This is a genomic window from Nonomuraea sp. KM88 (assembly GCF_052245635.1).
In the GTDB taxonomy this organism is placed as follows: domain Bacteria; phylum Actinomycetota; class Actinomycetes; order Streptosporangiales; family Streptosporangiaceae; genus Nonomuraea.
Map to the genome: position 1 here is coordinate 106,629 of NZ_JBQQCC010000009.1, position 20,157 is coordinate 126,785.

At 70.0% G+C, this 20,157-nt stretch carries 15 protein-coding genes; 10 read left to right on the plus strand and 5 right to left on the minus strand.

From position 1 onward, the window contains the following. Nucleotides 1-35: 35 nt before the first annotated feature. Entirely contained in the window at nt 36-3,248 is a 3,213-nt protein-coding gene (gene icmF, locus ACTWPV_RS26070) for a fused isobutyryl-CoA mutase/GTPase IcmF (RefSeq protein WP_443153789.1), read from the minus strand. Between the two features lie 104 nt (nt 3,249-3,352). Here icmF and ACTWPV_RS26075 point away from each other — a divergent pair, with 104 nt between their 5' ends. Further along, nucleotides 3,353-4,402: a glucose 1-dehydrogenase gene (locus ACTWPV_RS26075; RefSeq protein ID WP_443153790.1), complete on the plus strand. Its 1,050-nt coding sequence runs from the start codon at nt 3,353-3,355 to the stop codon at nt 4,400-4,402. Between the two features lie 107 nt (nt 4,403-4,509). Here ACTWPV_RS26075 and ACTWPV_RS26080 read toward each other — a convergent pair whose 3' ends face one another. Further along, complete coding sequence (locus ACTWPV_RS26080; RefSeq protein ID WP_443153791.1) at nt 4,510-5,373, minus strand: CHAP domain-containing protein; 864 nt, start codon at nt 5,371-5,373, stop codon at nt 4,510-4,512. 222 nt (nt 5,374-5,595) lie between these two features. Further along, nucleotides 5,596-6,366 (minus strand): PP2C family protein-serine/threonine phosphatase, encoded by a 771-nt coding sequence (locus tag ACTWPV_RS26085; protein WP_347643733.1) that lies wholly within the window; start codon nt 6,364-6,366, stop codon nt 5,596-5,598. A 76-nt stretch (nt 6,367-6,442) separates the two neighbouring features. On the opposite strand from ACTWPV_RS26085, the gene ACTWPV_RS26090 reads away from it, so the two are divergent. The 8 genes from ACTWPV_RS26090 to ACTWPV_RS26125 all read left to right on the plus strand — a co-directional run bounded on the left by ACTWPV_RS26090 (nt 6,443) and on the right by ACTWPV_RS26125 (nt 16,547). Beyond that, nucleotides 6,443-8,371, plus strand: coding sequence for an HsdM family class I SAM-dependent methyltransferase (locus ACTWPV_RS26090; RefSeq protein WP_443153792.1), 1,929 nt, complete (start codon nt 6,443-6,445; stop codon nt 8,369-8,371). Nucleotides 8,372-8,666: 295 nt separating this feature from the next. Continuing rightward, a complete protein-coding gene (locus ACTWPV_RS26095) occupies nt 8,667-9,557 on the plus strand; it encodes a serine/threonine-protein kinase (protein ID WP_347643731.1) in 891 nt (296 codons plus the stop codon). A gap of 165 nt (nt 9,558-9,722) precedes the next feature. Further along, on the plus strand, nt 9,723-11,021 hold the full coding sequence (locus tag ACTWPV_RS26100; RefSeq protein ID WP_443153793.1) for an ABC transporter substrate-binding protein: 1,299 nt from the start codon (nt 9,723-9,725) through the stop codon (nt 11,019-11,021). Then, nucleotides 11,018-11,980, plus strand: a complete 963-nt coding sequence (locus ACTWPV_RS26105) for a carbohydrate ABC transporter permease (RefSeq protein ID WP_347643729.1) — start codon at nt 11,018-11,020, stop codon at nt 11,978-11,980. The genes ACTWPV_RS26100 and ACTWPV_RS26105 overlap by 4 nt, the downstream gene beginning before the upstream one ends. After that, nucleotides 11,977-12,780 (plus strand): carbohydrate ABC transporter permease, encoded by an 804-nt coding sequence (locus ACTWPV_RS26110; RefSeq protein WP_443153794.1) that lies wholly within the window; start codon nt 11,977-11,979, stop codon nt 12,778-12,780. Before ACTWPV_RS26105 ends, ACTWPV_RS26110 begins: the two co-directional genes overlap by 4 nt. Beyond that, nucleotides 12,777-14,147, plus strand: a complete 1,371-nt coding sequence (locus ACTWPV_RS26115) for a GH1 family beta-glucosidase (protein WP_443153795.1) — start codon at nt 12,777-12,779, stop codon at nt 14,145-14,147. The genes ACTWPV_RS26110 and ACTWPV_RS26115 overlap by 4 nt, the downstream gene beginning before the upstream one ends. Nucleotides 14,148-14,182: 35 nt before the next feature. Further along, the gene (locus ACTWPV_RS26120) at nt 14,183-15,178 is read left to right on the plus strand and encodes a LacI family DNA-binding transcriptional regulator (RefSeq protein ID WP_443153796.1); all 996 of its coding nucleotides are present in this window, start codon (nt 14,183-14,185) and stop codon (nt 15,176-15,178) included. A 76-nt stretch (nt 15,179-15,254) separates the two neighbouring features. After that, the gene (locus ACTWPV_RS26125) at nt 15,255-16,547 is read left to right on the plus strand and encodes a phospholipase D-like domain-containing protein (protein ID WP_443153797.1); all 1,293 of its coding nucleotides are present in this window, start codon (nt 15,255-15,257) and stop codon (nt 16,545-16,547) included. Here ACTWPV_RS26125 and ACTWPV_RS26130 read toward each other — a convergent pair. Further along, nucleotides 16,544-17,068 carry a carboxymuconolactone decarboxylase family protein gene (locus tag ACTWPV_RS26130; protein WP_347643725.1) on the minus strand — a complete coding sequence of 175 codons (525 nt, stop codon included), beginning with the start codon at nt 17,066-17,068 and terminating at the stop codon, nt 16,544-16,546. The genes ACTWPV_RS26125 and ACTWPV_RS26130 overlap by 4 nt on opposite strands. A 102-nt stretch (nt 17,069-17,170) precedes the next feature. On the opposite strand from ACTWPV_RS26130, the gene ACTWPV_RS26135 reads away from it, so the two are divergent. Further along, on the plus strand, nt 17,171-18,637 hold the full coding sequence (locus ACTWPV_RS26135) for a nitrilase-related carbon-nitrogen hydrolase (protein ID WP_443153798.1): 1,467 nt from the start codon (nt 17,171-17,173) through the stop codon (nt 18,635-18,637). Nucleotides 18,638-18,641: 4 nt separating this feature from the next. Here ACTWPV_RS26135 and ACTWPV_RS26140 read toward each other — a convergent pair whose 3' ends face one another. After that, the gene (locus ACTWPV_RS26140; RefSeq protein WP_443153799.1) at nt 18,642-20,156 is read right to left on the minus strand and encodes a glycoside hydrolase family 13 protein; all 1,515 of its coding nucleotides are present in this window, start codon (nt 20,154-20,156) and stop codon (nt 18,642-18,644) included. Nucleotide 20,157: the final 1 nt, after the last annotated feature.

Here is a 20,157-nt window from a genome sequence, read left to right on the forward strand (position 1 = left end):
GAACCCGCCCTGACGGAATCCCGCCAGCGGACCTTTCAGACGTTGCGGCGGTACTGGCCTCCGGCCTCGAACAGCGCGTCGGTGATCTGGCCGAGCGAGCAGGCGCGGGCCGCGTCCATCAGCACCTCGAACGCGTTCTCCTCCGACATCGCCGCCTCACGGAGCCGGGCCAGCTGGGCGGGCGCCTCCGAGCGGTTGCGCTCGTGGAAGGCGCGCAGGCGGTCGAGCTGCGACTGCTTCTCCTCCTCCGTGCCCCTGGCCAGCTCCAGCTTGTGCGGGTCGGAGTCCTCGCCGTGGGCGCCGTTGCGGAAGGTGTTGACGCCGACGATGGGCAACGAGCCGTCATGCTTGCGCATCTCGTACAGCATCGACTCGTCCTGGATCTTGCCGCGCTGGTAGCCGGTCTCCATCGCGCCCAGCACCCCGCCCCGGTCCGACAGGCGCTCGAACTCGCCGAGCACCGCCTCCTCCACCAGGTCGGTGAGCTCCTCGATGATGAACGAACCCTGCAGGGGGTTCTCGTTCCTGGCCAGGCCCCACTCCTTGTTGATGATGAGCTGGATCGCCATGGCCCGGCGCACCGAGTCGGCCGACGGCGTGGTCACGGCCTCGTCGAAGGCGTTGGTGTGCAGGCTGTTGCAGTTGTCGTAGACGGCGATCAGCGCCTGGAGCGTGGTGCGGATGTCGTTGAAGTTCATCTCCTGCGCGTGCAGGGACCGCCCCGAGGTCTGGATGTGGTACTTCAGCTTCTGCGAGCGCTCGCCGGCGCCGTACCTCTCCCGCATGGCCACCGCCCAGATGCGGCGGGCCACCCGCCCGAGCACGCTGTACTCGGGGTCCATGCCGTTGGAGAAGAAGAACGACAGGTTGGGGGCGAAGTCGTCGATCTTCATGCCCCTGGCCAGGTACGCCTCCACGTACGTGAAGCCGTTGGCCAGGGTGAAGGCCAGTTGGCTGATGGGGTTGGCCCCGGCCTCGGCGATGTGGTAGCCGGAGATCGAGACCGAGTAGAAGTTGCGCACGCCGTTGCGGATGAACCACTCCTGGATGTCGGCCATCATCCGCAGCGAGAACTCCGTGGAGAAGATGCAGGTGTTCTGTCCCTGGTCCTCCTTGAGGATGTCGGCCTGGACGGTGCCCCTGACCGTGGCCAGGGTGCGGGCGCGCAGGTCGCGGTCCTCCTGCTCCTCGGGGTCGCGGCCGTGCTCGGCCCGGAACCGGTCGCGAGCCTGGTCGATGGCGGCGTTGAGGTAGAAGGCCAGGATCGTGGGAGCCGGCCCGTTGATCGTCATCGACACCGACGTGTTGGGCGCCGCCAGGTCGAAACCGTCGTAGAGCACCTTCATGTCGTCGAGCGTCGCGATGGAGACGCCCGACGTGCCGACCTTTCCGTAGATGTCGGGCCGCAGGTCGGGGTCGTGGCCGTACAACGTGACCGAGTCGAACGCGGTGGACAGCCGGGTCGCGGGCTGGCCCTCCGACAGCAGCTTGAAGCGCCTGTTGGTGCGGAACGGGTCGCCCTCGCCGGCGAACATCCTGGTCGGATCCTCGTCCGCGCGCTTGAACGGGAACACCCCGGCGGTGAAGGGGAACATGCCCGGCAGGTTCTCGCCGCGCAGGAACCGCAGCAGGTCGCCGTGGTCGGTGTAGCGGGGCAGGGCGACTCTGGGGACGCGGTTGCCGGAGAGCGTCTCGCGCCAGAGCGGGGTGTGGATCTCGCGATCGCGGATCTTCACCACCAGCTCGTCGGCGGTGTAGCGCTCCTTGAGCGCCGGCCAGGCGTCGAGCAGCGCCCGGCTCTCGTCGCCGAGCTCCCGCTCGGCCTGGGCTTCGAGCTCGGCCAGCCGCCCGTCGCCCTCCTCCAGCAGCGACCGTACGGCGGCGAGCTGCTGGCGGCGGCGGGCCACCTCCGCCTGGGCGAGGGTCTCGGCGTGGTACGCGCGGACCGTCTCGGCGATCTCGGCCAGGTAGCGCGCCCTGGCGGGCGGGACGATGGCGGCCGAGGCCCTGGAGGTGCGCTCGGACACCCGGGGCAGCAGCCCGGGGCCGGCGCCGGGCAGCAGGAGGGGCTTGAGGTGCTGGTAGAGGGCCGTCACGCCGCTGTCGTTGTAGCGGGCGGCGATGGTGCCGAAGACCGGCATCTCGTCCGGGGACACCCCGAACGCCTCGCGGTTGCGTACGAGCTGGCGGCGCACGTCACGCAGGGCGTCCTCCGCGCCGCGCCGCTCGTACTTGTTGATCACGACGGCCTCGGCGAAGTCGAGCATGTCGATCTTCTCCAGCTGGGAGGCCGCGCCGAACTCGGGCGTCATCACGTAGATGGGCACGTCGACGTGCGGGACGATGCCGGCGTCGCCCTGTCCGATGCCGGGCGTCTCCACGATGACCAGGTCGTGGCCGGCCGCGCGGCAGGCGGTGATCACGTCGTCGAGGCAGGCGGGCACCTCGTTGGCGGCGCCGCGGGTGGCCAGGGAGCGGAAGTAGGTCTGGGGTCCCAGGCTGTTCATCCTGATGCGGTCGCCGAGCAGCGCGCCACCGCCTCGCCTGCGGGTGGGGTCGATGGCGATGATCGCGATACGCAGCTTGTCGTCGTTGTCGACGCGGAACCTGCGGACGATCTCGTCGGTCAGCGACGACTTCCCCGAGCCGCCCGTGCCCGTGATGCCGAGCACCGGCGCCCTCGCGTCGCCCTCCTTCGGCCCCGCGGCCCGCAGGCCCTCCATCAGGTCGGCGGGGGCGCGCCCGGACTCCACGAACGTGATCGCCCGGGCCAGGGCCGCCTGGTCGCCGGAGACCACGGCCTCCACCGAGGGCGGGTCGTCCAGCTCGACGTCGCACTCCTCGACCAGCTTGTTGATCATCCCGGGCAGTCCGTAGCGCTGGCCGTCCTCGGGCGAGAAGATGCGGGCGACGCCGCGCGAGTGCAGCAGCTCGATCTCCTCGGGGACGATCACTCCCCCGCCGCCTCCGTACACCCTGACGTGGCCGGCGCCCCGCTCGCGCAGCAGTTGCACCAGGTAGGAGAAGAACTCCACGTGCCCGCCCTGGTACGAGCTGATCGCCACCCCCTGGGCGTCCTCCTGGATGGCGGCCGTGACGATCTCGTCAACCGAACGGTTGTGCCCGAGATGGATGACCTCGGCCCCCTGTGACTGGAGGATGCGTCGCATGATGTTGATCGCCGCGTCATGGCCGTCGAACAGGGCCGCGGCGGTCACGAAACGGACTGGGTGTACCGGGACGTGCACGCCTGTTCACTCCTTCGTGAGGGTGTCATCTCCGAAGATACTAGGACGTCCTACTATTTCCCAAGCCCGTCCGGGGTAGGGTCCCGCTGGAGGGGGTGAGCGCGATGCGTGCACTGACGTTCGCACCGGGCAAACAGGGGACACTCGGCGTCGAGGAACTACCCGAACCCCAGCCCGGCCAGGGCGAGCTGCTCGTCCAAGGGCTGGCCCTGGGCATCTGCGGGACGGACCGCGAACTGGCCGCCGCCGAATACGGCTGGCCGCCGCCCGGCAGGGAACGCATGGTCATCGGGCACGAGTCGCTGGGCCGGGTGCTCGAATCGCCCCAAGGATCCGCCTTCTCACCCGGAGACCTGGTGGTGGGCGTGGTCCGCCGCCCCGACCCCGTGCCCTGCGGGGCCTGCGAGCGGGGCGAGTTCGACATGTGCCGCAACGGCCGCTACACCGAACGGGGCATCAAAGACCTCGACGGGTACGCCAGCGAGCGCTGGGTCGTCGAAGCCGGCTACGCCGTCCGCCTCGACCCCTCGCTGGAGAGCGTCGGCATGCTGGTCGAGCCCACCTCCGTGGTCGCCAAGGCGTGGGAGCAGATCGAGCGCATCGGGTCGCGATCCTGGTTCGAGCCACGCACGCTGCTCGTGATCGGCGCGGGGCCGATCGGGCTGCTGGCCGCGCTCCTCGGCCGGCAGCGGGGGCTCGACGTGCACGTGCTCGACCGCGCCCCCAAAGGGCTCAAGTCCGGCCTGGTGGAGGATCTGGGCGCCACCTACCACTCGGGCACAGGGCTGGAGCCGTTCGCCGACGCGAAGCCGGACATCATCATGGAGTGCACGGGCGTGGGGCAACTCGTCATCGACGCCATGCGCACCACCGCCGCCGCGGGCATCGTCTGCCTGTGCGGCCTCGCCCCTGGAGGGCGTTCCCATCGGGTGGACGCCGGGGTGATCAACCGGGACATCGTCCTGGAGAACGACGTGATCTTCGGCACGGTCAACGGCAACCTGCGCCATTTCAGGGACGCGGCGGCGGCACTGGCCCAGGCGGACATCACGTGGCTGGAGCGGCTGATCACCCGGCGGCTGCCGCTGGAGCGCGCCCTGGAGGCCTTCGAGCCGAGCCACGACGTCAAGGCCGTCATCGATCTCCCGTCCTAGCGCCCGCCGGGCTCCCGCACCGCACCCTTACCGGAAGGCCGTGCACGGGGTCGGACCGACCGGGCGGCGCGCCGTGCCGTTGCCGGACGGGCATGCGCGGGGCGAACTCAGCGGGGTTCGTACGGGCGGCGCCGGGTGGGCGCGGCCTGTTTGGCGGCCTGATGCGCCGGGCCGGCGGGAACGCGGATCCTGGCGGGGCGGGCGGGCTGCTCGGGGGCCGGATGGCGCGGGGCGGGGCCGGGGTGGGCAGCGGCCCGTGCCTTCTCGCGCACCTTGGGAGGCCGCGTACCGGAGGAGGTCTTGGCGGGACGGCGAGTGGTTGGCGCGTTCCAGGGCCAGCCGAAACGGCGGGCGAAGCGGCGGTGGGTGCCTCGGCGGCGGCCGGTCACGCGCAGCGTGAGCACGATCGTGGTGATCACCATCGCGGCGAGCAGCGCGGGCGGGGTGCCTAAGACGTCCAGCGGCGAGCCGTTGCCCGTTTCCGGTCGAGGCGCGGACACGAACGGCCGCTCGGTCGACCGGATCTCGTCGAGCCGCTCGGCGTTCGCCTTGACTAATCGCGGGACGCCGTAGCCGACGACTTTGTCCGTCTCGCGGGTCTTGCGCTTGAGCCACTCCCGGTCGACGTTGGCCTCGATCGTGTGGATCTTCTTGCCGGCGACGCGCTCCACGACGCCCACATGGTCGACACCTTTGTAACTCTCGCCGCCGCGCCAGTCGAAGAAGACCAGCGCTCCCGGCTCGGGCTTCCGCGTCCACGCGTCCTGCTTGATGAACCAGGCCGCGTGGGAGGGTGTCCACGCGAATTCGCCGACGTATTCGGTGAGGCCGGCCTTGTCCGCGGCCCAGGCGAGGAACATGTCGCACCATGGCGCGTTGCGATACTGGGTGTCTTGGACGCGATCCGCATACCACTGGCCGAATTTGGTGACCTGGCCGCTCTTCTCCCTGTAGCCGAGTTCCTGCCGCACCGTCTTCAGCAGCTCGTCCGCGATCGGGTCCAGGGTGACACCTCCCAGATAACCGACAAATCACGATGGACTGTAATAGCGCCATCGCGCATACGCGTGCGTCACTGCGAAAGTGTCTCGCTATGAGGCGAAATACCGGCTATGCGGTCCTCGGGGCATAAGCACACCGACGAGGCTGAGGAGAATTCTGAGACTCCTGGGATCCGGCCTGTGCTGCGAAGATCAGGAACCTGCGCCGACGCGGTAGACGCTCACCTCTCCGGCGCCCGGCGCGACGACGTCGGCCACGATCACGGTCACGTTGTCGGGAGAGCCGCCCTCGTTGGCCAGATCTATCAACCGCTGGACGGCCGCGCCCGGGTCTGCCACCGTGGTCAGCACCTCGTGCAGGACCTCGGGCCCGAGCACGGTCGTGAGACCGTCGGAGCAGAGGAGGTAGCGATCGTCAGGCTCGGCTTCGCGCAGCGCCATGTCCGGCTCCGCCCTGCCCTCGCTGCCCAGCACCCGCAGCACCATCGAGCGCCTGGGGTGCACGGCCGCCTGGTCCTCCGTTATCCGCCCTTCGTCCACCATCGACTGCACAAGTGTGTGATCCTTGGTCATCTGGTAGAGAGCGCCGTCGCGAAGCAGATATCCGCGGGAGTCACCAAGATGAGCCAGGGCGAACCGGTAGCCGTCCCACAACATGGCGGTCACCGTGGTCCCCATCCCTCTGCGCGCGGGGTCGATGTCGGCCAGCTCGACCAGCCTGCGGGCCGCCTCGTGCACGGCGCCTTCCAGCGCCGCCTCCAGGTCGGCGCCGCTCTCGGGAAGCGTGGCATCCAGCTCCCGCATGACGGCGATCGCCGCCGAACTCGCCAGCTCACCGGCGGCATGGCCGCCCATCCCGTCAGCCACCACGAGCAACCGGCCACTCGCATAGCCGGAATCTTCGTTCTGCTCCCTGCGGCGGCCCACGTCTGATCCGGCGGCATAGCGGATGTTGTGCTTCATACCCAGCAGTAAATCATTGGTTGAAAGACTTCACAAGCAGATGCGCTGAAGACCCTTGTGAACTAATGTGGGCCCCATGAGCCACGACCCGACCGTCAACGCCGGGGACATCGCCCGGCTCGCCGGTGTCGGGCGTGCCGCGGTGAGCAACTGGCGCCGCCGCCACGACGACTTCCCCCACCCCGTCGGGGGCACCGCCAACCAGCCGCTGTTCTCGCTACGGCAGGTCGAGTCCTGGCTGCGTCGCTACGGGAAGTCCTACCAGGTCTCCCTGGGTGATCGGGTGTGGCAACGCCTGAAAGCCGCCGGCGATTTGCGACTGGGCGAGCTGGTGGCCCAGGCCGGGGTGCTCCTGACCCGCCATGCGCAGGCCACCACCTCCTCTCCCGCCCCCGGAACCCACGCCGGCGACGGACCCGGCCGGGACGGTGAGCGACCTCGCCCCCAAGCCGGAGACGACCCCGTTGAGAGCGCCAGAACGGTGGACGAACCGGCCGGGCTCGACCCCGAGCTGGCCGAGCTGATCCTGGAGCTGGCCGGGCAGCACGGCCCGCTGACCGCGTACGAGTTCCTGTGCGAGCGCTACCTCGAAGCGCATTCCAGGCAGCTCTCCGTCACCCGCGACGACGTGGCCGAGCTGATGCTCCGGCTCGTCGAACCGGACGGCGCCACCATCCTCGACCCTGCCTGCGGCGTCGGGACGCTGCTGCTCGCCCCCGCACGATCGGTTCATGGCCAGGACGGCGACGAGCGCAGGATGCCCGCCAGGATGCTGGGCCAGGAGCTGAGCGAGACGTCGGCGGCCATCACCGCCTCCCGGCTCCGGCTGCGCGGCATCGAGGCCACGGTCGTGGCGGGCGACTCCATGCGCCACGACGGGTTCGCCGGAGAGCGAGCCGACGCGGTGGTGTGCAGCCCGCCGTTCAACGAACGCGCCTGGGGCTACGAGGAGCTGACCGGCGACCCGCGCTGGGAGCACGGCCTGCCGCCGCGCGGCGAGCCCGAGCTGGCATGGGTGCAGCACTGCCTCACCCATGTCAAACCGCGCGGCCTGGTCGCCATCCTCATGCCCCCGGCGGCCGCCAGCCGCAAGGCCGGCCGCCGCATCCGCGCCAACCTGCTGCGCGCGGGCGCGCTGCGGGCTGTCGTGGCGCTGCCCGGCTCCGACCTGTGGCTGCTGCGTCGCCCCGCGGCGGGCGAGCGGCCGCCGTCCGACGTGCTGATCCTCGACGCCACGGCCGACCTGTCGCTGGTCGAGCCGGCCTGGCATGCCTACCTGGAGGACCGTTCCGACCAGACCGTACGCATCATCGACCTGCTGGCCGACGAGGTCGACATGACCCCGGCCCGCCACCAGCGGCGTGACGACGTCGGACGGGCGTTCGCCGAGGCCCGCGACCGGTTCCTGGCGGCCGCCGCCGTGCCGCCCGACCTCAAGGTCCTGGAGCAGCCGCTCGACCAGCCCGCCACCACGCTGGGCGACCTGATCAAGGAGGGCCTGGTGACCTCCGCGCAGGCCCCGCCCAAGATGGCCGCGGACGGCGGCGACATCCCGGTGCTGACCACCGACGACGTGCTCAACGGCACCTCGCCGTCCGGCCTCACCAGCACGCAGCAGGGGCTGGTCGCGATCCGCCCCGGCGACGTGGTGGCCTCCTATTCGGCGGTGCGGGTGATGGCCGACGACGGCGCGGTGCTGGGGCCCCACCTGACCCTCTACCGCGTCGACGCCGGGCGGCTCGACCCCGACTTCCTGGCCGGTTTCCTGCGGGCCGCGGGCGGCCGGGTGACGACCGGCTCCAGCAGATTCGACGTGCGCCGCACCCGGCTGCCGCGCCTGTCGCTGCGGGAGCAGCAGGCCTACGGCGCGGCGTTCCGGCAGCTCGCCGTGCTGGAGGACACCCTGCGCGAGACCGCCGCCCTGGGACAGACGCTCATCAGGCTGGGCCTCGACGGGCTCGCCGACGGCCACCTGCACCCACCTGCTCATGGCCCCACTTCGTGAGACGGGCTCGATCACCCCATGTCGCCGCCTGCTCATGGCCTCGCTCCGCTCCCGCCGCTCCGGCAGGCGACGGCACTCCTCACGAGTTCATGGCCTCACTCCGTTCGGCGGCTCGGTCGCCAGACGCCGCCGCCTTCCCCCGTTCTGGTCGCTCCGCTCCCGCCACTCCTCCAGGCGACGGCACTCCCTCGCGGCCCTGTTCTGATCGCTCCGCTCCCGCCGCTCCTCCAGGCGTACGGCACTCCTCGCCGTCCTGACGGTGTAGTTTTTTCCCGATAAGGCGGCAGGAGGGCGAATGGTCATCGGCGACCGCTATGAGCTCGACGACCTGCCTCTAGGGCAGGGCGGCATGGGTGCGGTCTACGCGGGCCACGACCGCCACCTCGATCGCCGGGTCGCGGTGAAGCTGCTCAGGTTGCCCAGCGGGCCCGACGAGGAGCTGGAGCGCAGGTTCATCCGAGAGGCCCGCATCCTGGCCAGGCTGGAGCACCCCGGCGCCCCCGTGCTGTACGACTTCGGCGCCCACGATCAGCGGCTCTACCAGGTGATGCAGTTCATCGAGGGCGTCACGGTGGCCGACGTGGTCAGCGAGCACGGCCCGCTGCCCGTGCCGTGGGCGGCGGCGATCGCGGCCCAGGCGTGCGCGGTGTTGTCGGCGGCCCACGCGCTGTCGATCTGCCATCGCGACCTCAAGCCGACGAACCTCATGCTCTGCCCCGACGGCAGCGTGAAGGTGCTGGACTTCGGGCTGGCCATGCTCCGCGACGCGGACGTCACCACGTTCACGAGGATCGGCCAGATCCTGGGCACGCCGGCGTACATGGCGCCCGAGCAGATCCAGCACGGCGTCGCCGAGCCGCGCAGCGACCTCTACTCGCTCGGCTGCGTCCTGCACGAGATGCTGGCCGGACGCCAGCTCTTCACCGGTCCCACCGACTACGTGGTCTTCGAGAAGCAGGTCAAGGAGCGTCCGCCCGCCCTGCCCGGGCTGCCGGGAGAGCTGGGCGCGCTGCTGGCGCAGTTGCTGGAGAAGAAGCCGGATGACCGGCCCGCGGACGCCGAAGAGCTGTACGAGCGGCTCGACCCGTTCGCCGTCAGCCTGCCCATGTTGCCCGGCTTCCTGACGAGGGCGCCGAGCCCTGGCCGGATGTACGCCCGGATGGCCGGGCGGGTGCTCAGCGACTGATCAGAGCCCGCACGACGCCTGCCGGGCACCTGTCCGGTTCGTGAGAACGCTCTCTTCATAACCCCGATTGTTACACAGAGCCCGTTGACAGAGCCGTACGAACGCCTGGAATCTCTTGAGAGAGCGCTCTCTCCACCCTTCAGCACCTACCCAGGAGGGTTTCCGATGACCCCTCGTATCCGGCGGATCGGCCTGTCCTTGCTCGCCGCGTCCGCACTCACCCTGGCGGCCGCGTGCGGCGGCGGCGGTGGCGGGGACTCCGCCGCAGAGGCGAGCGCCAACCCCGGCGAAAAGATCAAACTGACCGTCGACCTCTTCGGCGACTTCGGGTTCAAACCTCTCTACGAGGAATACAAGAAGACCCATCCCGACATCGAGATCGTCGAGAACGTCACGCAGTTCAACGACCACCACAACAACCTGGTCAAGCGGCTCGCCACGAACTCGGGCGCGGGCGACGTCACGGCCGTCGAGGTCGGCTACATCAGCACGTTCACCGCGCAGCCCGCCAAGTTCACCGACCTCAAGCAGTTCGGGCTCGACAAGCGGCAGGCCGACTACCTCGACTGGAAGTGGCAGCAGGGCCTGAGCAAGGACGGCTCGCAGGTGCTCGGGCTCGGCACCGACGTGGGCGGCCTGGCCATGTGCTACCGCAAGGACCTGTTCGAGAAGGCGGGCCTGCCGAGCGACCGCGAGGAGGTCGCGGCGCTCTGGCCGACGTGGGACGAGTACATCGCGACCGGCAAGAAGTTCGCCGCGGCCGACGTGGCCGGCGCGAAGTTCGTCGACTCCCCCGGCGAGATCTTCCGCGCCATGGTCAACCAGGCCCCCGTCGGTCTGTACGACGCCCAGGACCAGATCATCGTGGAGTCGAACCCCGACGTGAAGAAGGCCTGGGACCTGTCGAACCAGCTCACCCAGGAGGGCCTGACCGCGAAGCTGGCGGCCTTCTCCCCGCCGTGGAACACCGGTTTCGCCAAGGGCTCGTTCGCCACGATCATCTGCCCGGCCTGGATGACGGGCTTCATCCAGGAGCAGGCCAAGGACGCCTCCGGCAAGTGGGACATCGCGGCCGTGCCCGGCGGCTCGGGCAACAGCGGCGGCTCGCACCTGATGGTGCCGAAGCAGAGCGACCACCCGAAGGAGGCGGCGGAGCTGATCGACTTCCTCACCTCCAAGGAGAACCAGGCCAAGGTGTTCAAGGAGGAGGGCACGTTCCCCTCGATCCCGGCGCTCTACGACGACGAGGAGATCCAGAACTTCACCAAGCCGTTCTTCGGCGACGCCCCCATCGGCAAGATCTACTCCGACGCGGCCAAGGCGCTCAAGCCGCAGCACCTCGGCCCCAAGGAGGCTGACGTCCGGGTCGCCATCGGCAACGGGCTCGGCCGGGTCGAGCAGGGCAAGCAGACGCCGGACGAGGCGTGGGCGCAGGTGCTCGAGGACGTCAAGAAGATCAAATGAGCACTCTCCCCCTCGCGGTCACGCGACGGCGCGGGAAGGGCGTGCGGCACACCCTCGACGTGAGGGTGTCGCCGTACGCCTACGTGGCGCCGTTCTTCCTGCTGTTCTGCGCGTTCGGGCTGTTCCCGCTCATCTACACGGCCTGGGTGAGCCTGCACGAGTGGACGTTGTTGTCGGAGACCCAGACGTTCGTCGGGCTGGACAACTTCGCGACGCTGCTCGCCGACGACTACTTCTGGAACGCCACGTTCAACACGCTCTCCATCGGCGTGTTGTCGACGGTGCCGCAACTCGCGCTGGCCATCTGGCTGGCGCACCTGCTCAACCGGCGGCTGCGGTTCCAGACGTTGTTCCGGGTCTCGTTGCTGCTGCCCAACGTCACGAGCGTGGTGGCGGTGGTGGTGATCTTCAGCCAGCTTTTCGGCCGCGACTTCGGCATGATCAACTGGGTCCTGTCGTGGTTCGGGGTCGGCAGCATCGACTGGGCGGCGGGCACCGCGAGCTCGCACGTCGCCCTCTCGGTGATGATCATGTGGCGCTGGACCGGCTACAACGCGCTGATCTTCCTGGCCGCCATGCAGGCCGTGCCGCGCGAGCTGTACGAGGCCGCCACCCTCGACGGGGCGAGCAACCTCACGCAGCTGCGCAAGATCACCATCCCGATGATCCGGCCAACGATGATCTTCGTGGTCATCGTCTCCACGATCGGCGCCATGCAGATCATCGCCGAGCCCATGCTGTTCGGACAGAGCAGCGGCGGCGGGGGCGGCATCGCCACCGGCGGGCCCGACCGGCAGTTCCAGACCCTGGCGTTGTTCGTCTACGAGCAGGGCTTCGCGAACTCGACGTTCGACTTCGGCTACGCCTCGGCCGCGTCCTGGCTGATGTTCCTCGCCGTGGTGATCGTGGCCGGCATCAACTTCCTGATCACCCGCAGGGCGAAGGGAGGGCTGGTATGAGGCTGCGCTATCTGACCCTGACCGCGGTCGCCTTCTTCTCGGCGTTCCCGCTCTACTACAGCGTCGTGGTGGCCTCCCGGCACAACTCGGCGCTGGCCGAGGTGCCGCCGCCGCTGCTGCCCGGCGGCAACTTCTTCGCCAACGTCGCCCGGGTCTTCGACACCGTCCCCTTCGGGCTCGCGCTGCTCAACTCCATCATCGTGGCCGGATCGATCTCCGTCGCGGTGATGTTCTTCTCGACGCTGGCCGGGTTCGCCTTCGCCAAGCTCAGGTTCCGGGGCAAAACCGCCATGCTGGTGATCACCGTGGCGACCATGATGGTCCCGGCGCAGCTCGGCATCATCCCGCTCTACATGCTCATGGTGAAGCTGGAGTGGACCGGCACCAACTACGCGCTGATCGTGCCGGCGCTGGTCAACGCGTTCGGCGTGTTCTTCATGACGCAGTACCTCTCGCGCGCCCTGCCCACCGACCTGCTGGAGGCCGGGCGGGTGGACGGGTGCACGACGTGGGGCCTGTTCTGGCACGTCGTGTTGCCGGCGGCCCGGCCAGCGGCGGCCGTGCTCGGCATGCTGACCTTCATGTCGGCCTGGAACGACTATTTCTGGCCGCTGGTCGTGCTGAGCCCGGACAACCCGACGGTCCAGGTCGCCCTGTCGACGCTGGCCAGCGGATACGTCAACGACTACGTGCTGGGCCTGGCCGGAACGGCGATCGGCACGTTGCCGCTCGTTGCCGTCTTCGCCCTGTTCGGCAAGCAAATCATCGGCGGAATCATGCAAGGAGCTGTGAAGGGATGATTTTTCCCGAGGACTTCGTCTGGGGAGCCGCCACGGCCTCGTACCAGATCGAGGGGGCGGTCAAGGAGGACGGGCGGGGCCAGTCGATCTGGGACACCTTCTCCCACACCCCCGGGAACGTGGCGGACGGCGACACCGGCGACGTGGCGTGCGACCACTATCACCGCTACCGGGACGACGTCGGGCTGATGCGCGAGCTGCGGCTGGCGGCCTACCGGTTCTCGATCGCCTGGCCGCGCATCCAGCCCGACGGCGCGGGGCCGATCAACCCGCGCGGGCTGGCGTTCTACGACAAGCTCGTCGATGAACTACTAGCCGCCGAAATTTCGCCCTACGTCACGCTTTATCACTGGGATCTCCCCCAAGCCCTCGAAGAACGCGGCGGCTGGACCCACCGCGACACGGCCTACCGGTTCGCCGACTACGCCCAGGCCGTACACGACCGGCTCGGCGACCGCGTCAGCGACTGGGCGACGCTGAACGAGCCCTGGGTGGCGGCGTTCCTCGGCTACGGCAACGGCCTGCACGCCCCGGGCCGCCGTCTCCCGGCCGACGCCATGCGTGCCGCGCACCACCTGCTGCTCGGCCACGGGCTGGCCGCGCGGCGGCTGCGCTCCGGAGGCGCGCAGAGCATCATGCTGGTGGTCAACTCGGCGCCGGTGCTCACCCCCGCCCAGGTCAACAACCCCTCCGCGGTGCCGGACGAGGTGGACGCGGCCGTCACCCACCGCATCCACACGCTGCTGACCCGGCAGTTCCTGGACCCGGCGGTGTACGGGACGTACCCCCGGGAGGTGCTGGACGCGGCGGCCCGCAACGGCGGTACCGGCCACATCGAGGACGGCGACCTCGCGCTCATCAACGCGCCGATCGACCTGGTGGGCATCAACTACTACAACCCGTGCGTGGTCGAGGCGGGCCCAGGGTTGCCCGCGGACGCCGCGTGGCCGGGTTCGGAGGACGTCAGGTTCGCCGCGGCGGACGCGCCGACGACCGCGATGGGCTGGCCCATCGTGCCGGACGGCCTGTCCAGGCTGCTCGTACGCCTCTCGCGGGACTACCCGCAGGTCGGCCTGATGGTCACGGAGAACGGCGCGGCCTTCGAGGACGTCGTGGAGGACGGGCGCGTGCGCGACGACGAGCGGGTGGCGTACCTGGACGGGCACCTGCGCGAGGTGCACCGGGCCATCGAGGCGGGCGCGGACCTGCGCGGGTATCTGGTCTGGTCGCTGCTCGACAACTTCGAGTGGGCGGAGGGTTACCGGCGGCGTTTCGGCATCGTCCATGTGGACTATGCGACACAAACCAGGACGCCCAAGGACAGCGCCCTCTGGTACCGGGACGTGATCGGCCGAAACGGCCTGTAGATTTTTTCCATGCTCTCCCTCCTGCCGGTCCAGCCATGAGACGTCCGACGCTGGAAGCGGTCGCCGCCCGGGCGGGCGTGTCGCGCGCCACCGCTTCCCGGGTCGTCAACGGGCAGACGACGGTGGCGCCGCACATCCGTGACGCCGTGCTGCGCGCGATCGACGAGCTGGGCTATGTCCCCAACTCCGCCGCGCGCAGCCTCGTCACCCAGCGCACCGACTCGATCGCCCTGGTCGTCAGCGAGCCCGGCACCCGCGTCTTCTCCGAAGACCCGATGTTCTCCACGGCGATCAGGTCGGCCTCCATGGAGCTGGAGGCGGTCAACAAGCAGGTCGTGCTCATGATGGCCTCCTCCGCCAAGAGCCACGCCCGCGTGGAGCGCTACATCTCCGGCGGCCACGTCGACGGCGTCATGCTGATCTCCATGCACGGCGCCGACCCGCTGCCGTCGGCCCTGTCGCGGTTGCGCGTCCCCGTGGTCTCCTACGGCCGGCCGGCCGTCCCCGTGGAGATCCCCTACGTCGACAACGACAACATCGGCGGCGCGGAGGCGGGGGTTCGGCACCTGGTGGAGACGGGGCGGCGCAGGATCGCCACGATCGCCGGCCCGCAGGACATGATCGGCGGCCAGGACCGCCTGACCGGCTACCGCAACGTGCTGCGCGACTCCGACCACCGCTCGATCGTCGCCGTCGGCGACTTCACGCGGGAGTCGGGGGCGGTGGCGATGCGCCAGCTCCTGCGCGACGATCCCGAGCTCGACGCCGTGTTCGTGGCCAACGACCTGATGGCGGTCGGCGCGCTGCAGTCGTTGCGCCAGGCCGGCCGGCGGGTGCCCGACGACGTCGCCGTGGTGGGCTTCGACGACATAGAGGCGGCGAAATACACCGAGCCGCCGCTGACCACGCTCCGCCATCCGGTCGCCGAGCAGGCGGCGGCCATGGTCAGGCTGCTGCTCAACCTCTTCGAGGGTGGTGTGAGCGAGCCGGTGATCCTGCCCACCGAGCTGGTGATCCGCGAGTCGGCCTGACCGCGGCCTTGACAGCTCCGACCGCTGACACGACAGTCGGTCTCGACGATCATGCCCCACTCCCGAAGGGGACCCCATGACCACGAGATCCGTCGGCCGCCACGTCAGCGTGGCGTTATGCCTGGCCGCCTCGCTCCTGGCCACCGGCCATCCGGCCGCCGCCGACCCCGCGCGGACGACGGCGGTCACCGGCCCGCCCGTCCTCAACGCGCCCGTCTTCAACGATCCCACCGCCGACTCGGACGTGCCCGGCACGCCGAGCGCCGCCCAGTCCGCCGTCATGGACCAGCTGATCAGGCTGATCCAGGCGGTGCAGCCCGGTGGCGACATCCGGTTCGTGATGCACCAGTTCTCCACCGGCCAGCGGTCGAGCGAGGTGGCGAACGCGCTGGTCGCCGCCCACGAGCGCGGCGTGCGGGTGAAGGTCATCCTCGACAGCCGCGAGGACGCCTCCAACGACGCCGTCGAGGCCCAGCTCACCGCCGCGCTCGGCACCTCCGAGAGCGCAGGCTCGTGGGTGGTGGGCTGCGAATATCCCGACCCGTCCGCCGAGAACCGCGGCTGCATCGCGCGCAACTACCAGCACAACAAGTTCGCGCTCTTCTCCAACGTGCTGGTCGGCGGCACCCTGCATCCCAAGGTCGGCTTCCAGACGTCGTCGAACCTGTCCGACTGGTACCTGTACAACTCCTACAACGACGCCTACACCTTCACCGACGCCACGGTCTATGACGGCTACCTGACCTACTTCGACGACCTGCGCGCGGGCCGGCGCACGTCGGTCAATCCCGGCTATTTCTGGACCACCCCGACCGGCACTCCCATCCGGGCGATGTTCTTCCCGCGCCGGGTGTCGTCCGGCGACCCCGTCGTCAACATCCTGCGGCTCGTCGAGTGCTCGTACCAGACCCCCGACGGCGTCACCCGGCAGACCGACATCCGCATGGCGCTCACGGCCTTCAACAAGAACCGCAAGGCCATCGCCGACGAGCTGCTGCGGCTCAGGGGCAAGAACTGCTGGATCGACATCGTCTTCTACGAGAACGCCGGCAACGCCATGGAGAACGTCGACAGCGAGATCCGGAAGATCCTTGGCACCACGGCGTCCAACGGGAAGAAGATGCAGGTCACGCCCTGCCGGTTCACTGTCGGCTCGCGCAGCGTGGTGCCGCACACCAAGCTCATGCTGCTGGACGGCTTCTACGACGACGACATCACGCCCCGCGTCTACACCGGAAGCGCGAACTTCACGTATCTGGAGAACGCCGACGACGCCTGGCTGCGGCTCTCCGGCCGCGACCTGCACGACCGGTACGAGGCCTGGTTCAAGAGCATCCGTGGAGCCTGCGGCGGCCCGCCGCCCAGTTAGACACGGAAGACGCGGAGCTGGAGCGCCAGCGTCGTGTAGTAGCCGACCAGGGTGGTCAGCTCGAACACCACGCTCTCCTCCAGCTTCGCGTATTCGTCGTCGTCGAGGTCGCCTCTGGTCACCAGGGCGCGGGCGACGTCGAGGACCGCCTGCTCGTCCTCGGGCAGTGACAGGGGCGAGCCGTCGCGCAACGCCTGGAGCTGGTCGTCGGTGAAGCCGAGGCCGCGGGCGATCGGCTCGTGGGCGGCCCGCTCGAACGCGCTGTCGTGGTGGCCGGCGACGACCAGGATCGCCAGCTCCCGCGCCCGGTCGGTGAGCGCCGAACGGTAGCGGACGGCCGCCCCCAGCTCCTGCAGCGCGTCGCCGACCGGCGGGCTGAGCAACATCGCGTTGAACGGGCCGGTCAGCCCGCCCTCGGGGTCCACCATGAACGTGCCGCGCGGGCCGGCGGTGATCTTGTCATGGAGGGCGCGGGCGTGCGGCGCCAGGTCGTGCGGGGGCGTTCTGCGCAGGCGGGCCATCAGGCGATGGTAGCGCTGCGCGGCGGGGTCGCCCGCGGCATGTTGACACCGTATACGTCGATGTTTACGGTGTATACACGCCAACGGACGGGGGCAAGCTTCATGGCACGACTCAGGGCGCCGGCCGCACTGATGGCCTCGGCGCTGCTGTTCTACTTCGGCACCGGCTTCGCGCCGATCCCGGCGCTGACCTGGCTGGCCCCGCTGCCGGTGTTGCTGCTGGCGCCGCGGGTGAGCGCGAGGTCGACCTTCTGCGTCGCGTTGCTGGCGTACCTGCTGGGCTTGGGCAACCAGTTCGAGTTCTTCCTGAAGACTCCGTCGGTGCCGCTGCCCATCGGGATCGCCATCGTCATCGGCTCCTCCCTGCTGTTCGGGCTGGTGGCCTGGCTGTTCCGGGCGCTCCTCCTGCGCGGGCTGCCGCTGCTCGCCGCGAGCGCGCCACCCGCCGTATGGGTGGCTTTCATGTACGTGACCGTTCTCGCCAACCCGACCGGCATCGTCTGGCCGCTCGCCACGTCGGTGGCCGACGTGCCCGTCGTGATCCAGATCGCCTCGGTGACGGGCACGTGGGGGGTGACGTTCTTCGTGCTCATGGTGCCCGCCGCCATCGCGGCGGTGGCCTGGCCGGGAGCGGTCCCGGGGGCGCGGCTGCGCACCGGTGTCGCAGGGGTGGCGGCGTGCGCCGTCGTGCTCGGCTTCGGGGTGCTGCGCCTGGCCGACGCGGGCGGACCCGTCGCGCAGCGGGTGGTGGTCATGTCGGCGAGCCGCTTCCAGTGGGCCCCCGACGCGGCCGGCCCGGGAGGCCAGGCCCTGATCAAGGACTACGCGGCCAGGATCGCGGCGCTGCCGGAGGGCACGATGGCCGTGCTGCCGGAGGGCGCTCTGGGCACCGACGAGGACAGCCTGGCCGGCGCGCTCCAGCCGCTGCGCGCGGTCGCCCGCGAGCGAGGCGTCGACGTGGTGGTCGGTATCGTGCACACGACCCCGGAGATCAAGTACAACTACTCCGTGCACCTCCCGGCCGACGGGTCCGCGCCGGTCTCCTACACGAAGTGGCACTTCGCCCCCGGGGCGCCCTTCCGCCGCGGTGACGCGCTGGTCTTCGCGCACGGTCACGGGCGCGACGTCGGCCTGGCCAACTGCATGGACCTCAACTTCCCCACGCCGATCCGCGGCTACGCCCTGGCGGGGGCGCGCCTGCTGGCGACGCCGGCCGCCGACGAGTTCGGCAACGGCCGGCAGCACAGCCGCAACGCGTTGCTGCGCGGCGTCGAGAACGGGCTCTCGGTGGCGTGGGCGGCCCAGCAGGGCACGCCGATGATCTCCGACCCGTGGGGACGCGTGCTCGCCGAGACCGACACAGAAACGAGCAGCAGCCCGTTCGTCATGGCCGCCGCCGGCGTGCCCGAAGGGCCGGGCACCACCGTCTACGCCCGTTTCGGCGACTGGTTCGCCTGGTTGTGCCTGGCGCTCGCGGCGGCCGGCGGGTTGCGGCTCCTCAGGCGCGGGCGATCCGCACCCGAGACGGCCGGGACCCGCCGGGCCGTCCACACCGCGCACAGCGCGTGAGCGGTCAGCTCGCGGTCAGCCAGACCGTGGTGTCCGAGGGCAGCGCGCCGTTTACCAGCGGCCCGCTGGCCAGGACGACCTCGCCGGCGGGCCTCGGCACCGGGTCAGGGCCCAGGTTGGTGACGCAGGTCAGGCCCGACTCGCGGGTGAAGGCCAGCACGTTCTCCCCCAGCGGAAGCCACGTCATGGTGCCGTCGCCCAGCCGGTCGCGCCGGATGGCCAGGGCCGCCCTGTAGAGGGTGAGCATCGACCCCGGATCCGTGCGCTGGGCGTGCGCGGTGAGCTTGCGCCAGCTCTCCGGCTGCGGCAACCAGGGCGTGCCGGTCCCGAAGCCGTACGGCGGCTCGTCGCCCGACCAGGGCAGCGGCACCCGGCAGCCGTCGCGGCCCGGGTTGGCGCCGCCCGACCTGGCGAACATCGGGTCCTGGCGGAGCTCATCAGGAAGGTTCTCCACCTCCGGCAGGCCCAGCTCATCGCCCTGGTAGACGTAGACCGACCCGGGCAGCGCCATCGACAGCAGGGCCGCCGCCCGCGCCCGCCGGTAGCCCAGCTCCGGGTCCGACGGGGTTCCGTGCAGGCGTCCGCCGTGCTCGAACGTGGTGTCGGCGCGGCCGTAGCGGGTGACGGGCCTGGTCACGTCGTGGTTGGACAACACCCACGTGGGCGGAGCGCCGATCGGGGTGTGGGTGGCCAGCGTCAGATCGATGACCCGGCGCAGCTCGGCCGGGTCCCACGGGCATGACAGGAAGCCGAAGTTGAAAGCCGTGTGCAGCTCGTCGGGGCGCAGGTAGCGGGCGAACCGCTCCTGGTCCTGCAGCCAGACCTCGCCGATCAGGACGCGCTCGCCGTACTCGTCGGCCACCTCGCGCCACCGGCGGTAGACGTCGTGGACCTCGTCGAGGTCCTCGTAACCGGTGTCCGACTTGTACAGCAGGGCCGCCGAGTCGATGCGGAAACCGTCGACCCCGCGCTCGAACCAGAACCGCAGCACGTCCTCGAACTCCCGGTGCACCTCCGGGTTGGCCCAGTTGAAGTCGGGCTGCTCGGGGGCGAACAGGTGCAGGTACCACTGCCCGTCGGGCACCTGGGTCCAGGCGGAGCCGCCGAAGATGGACTGCCAGTCGTTCACGGGCTCGTCGCTGAACCAGAACCGGTCCCTGGCCGCCGGGTTCGCCAGCGCCTCCTGGAACCAGGCGCTCTGCGTCGAGCTGTGGTTCGGCACCACGTCGATGATGACCTTGATGTCCAGCTCGTGCGCCTCGGCGATGAACCGCTCCGCCTCGGCGAGCGTGCCGAAGTCCGGCTCGATGTCCCGGTAGTCGGCCACGTCGTAGCCGCCGTCGGCCATCGGCGACGGATACCACGGGTTCAGCCAGATGGCGTCGATCCCCAGCTCCTTCAGGTACGGCAGGCGGGCGCGCAGGCCGGCGAGGTCACCCACGCCGTCGCCGTTGCCGTCGGCGAAGCTACGCAGGTAGACCTGGTAGATCGCGGCTCCCCGCCACCACGTTTGCGACATG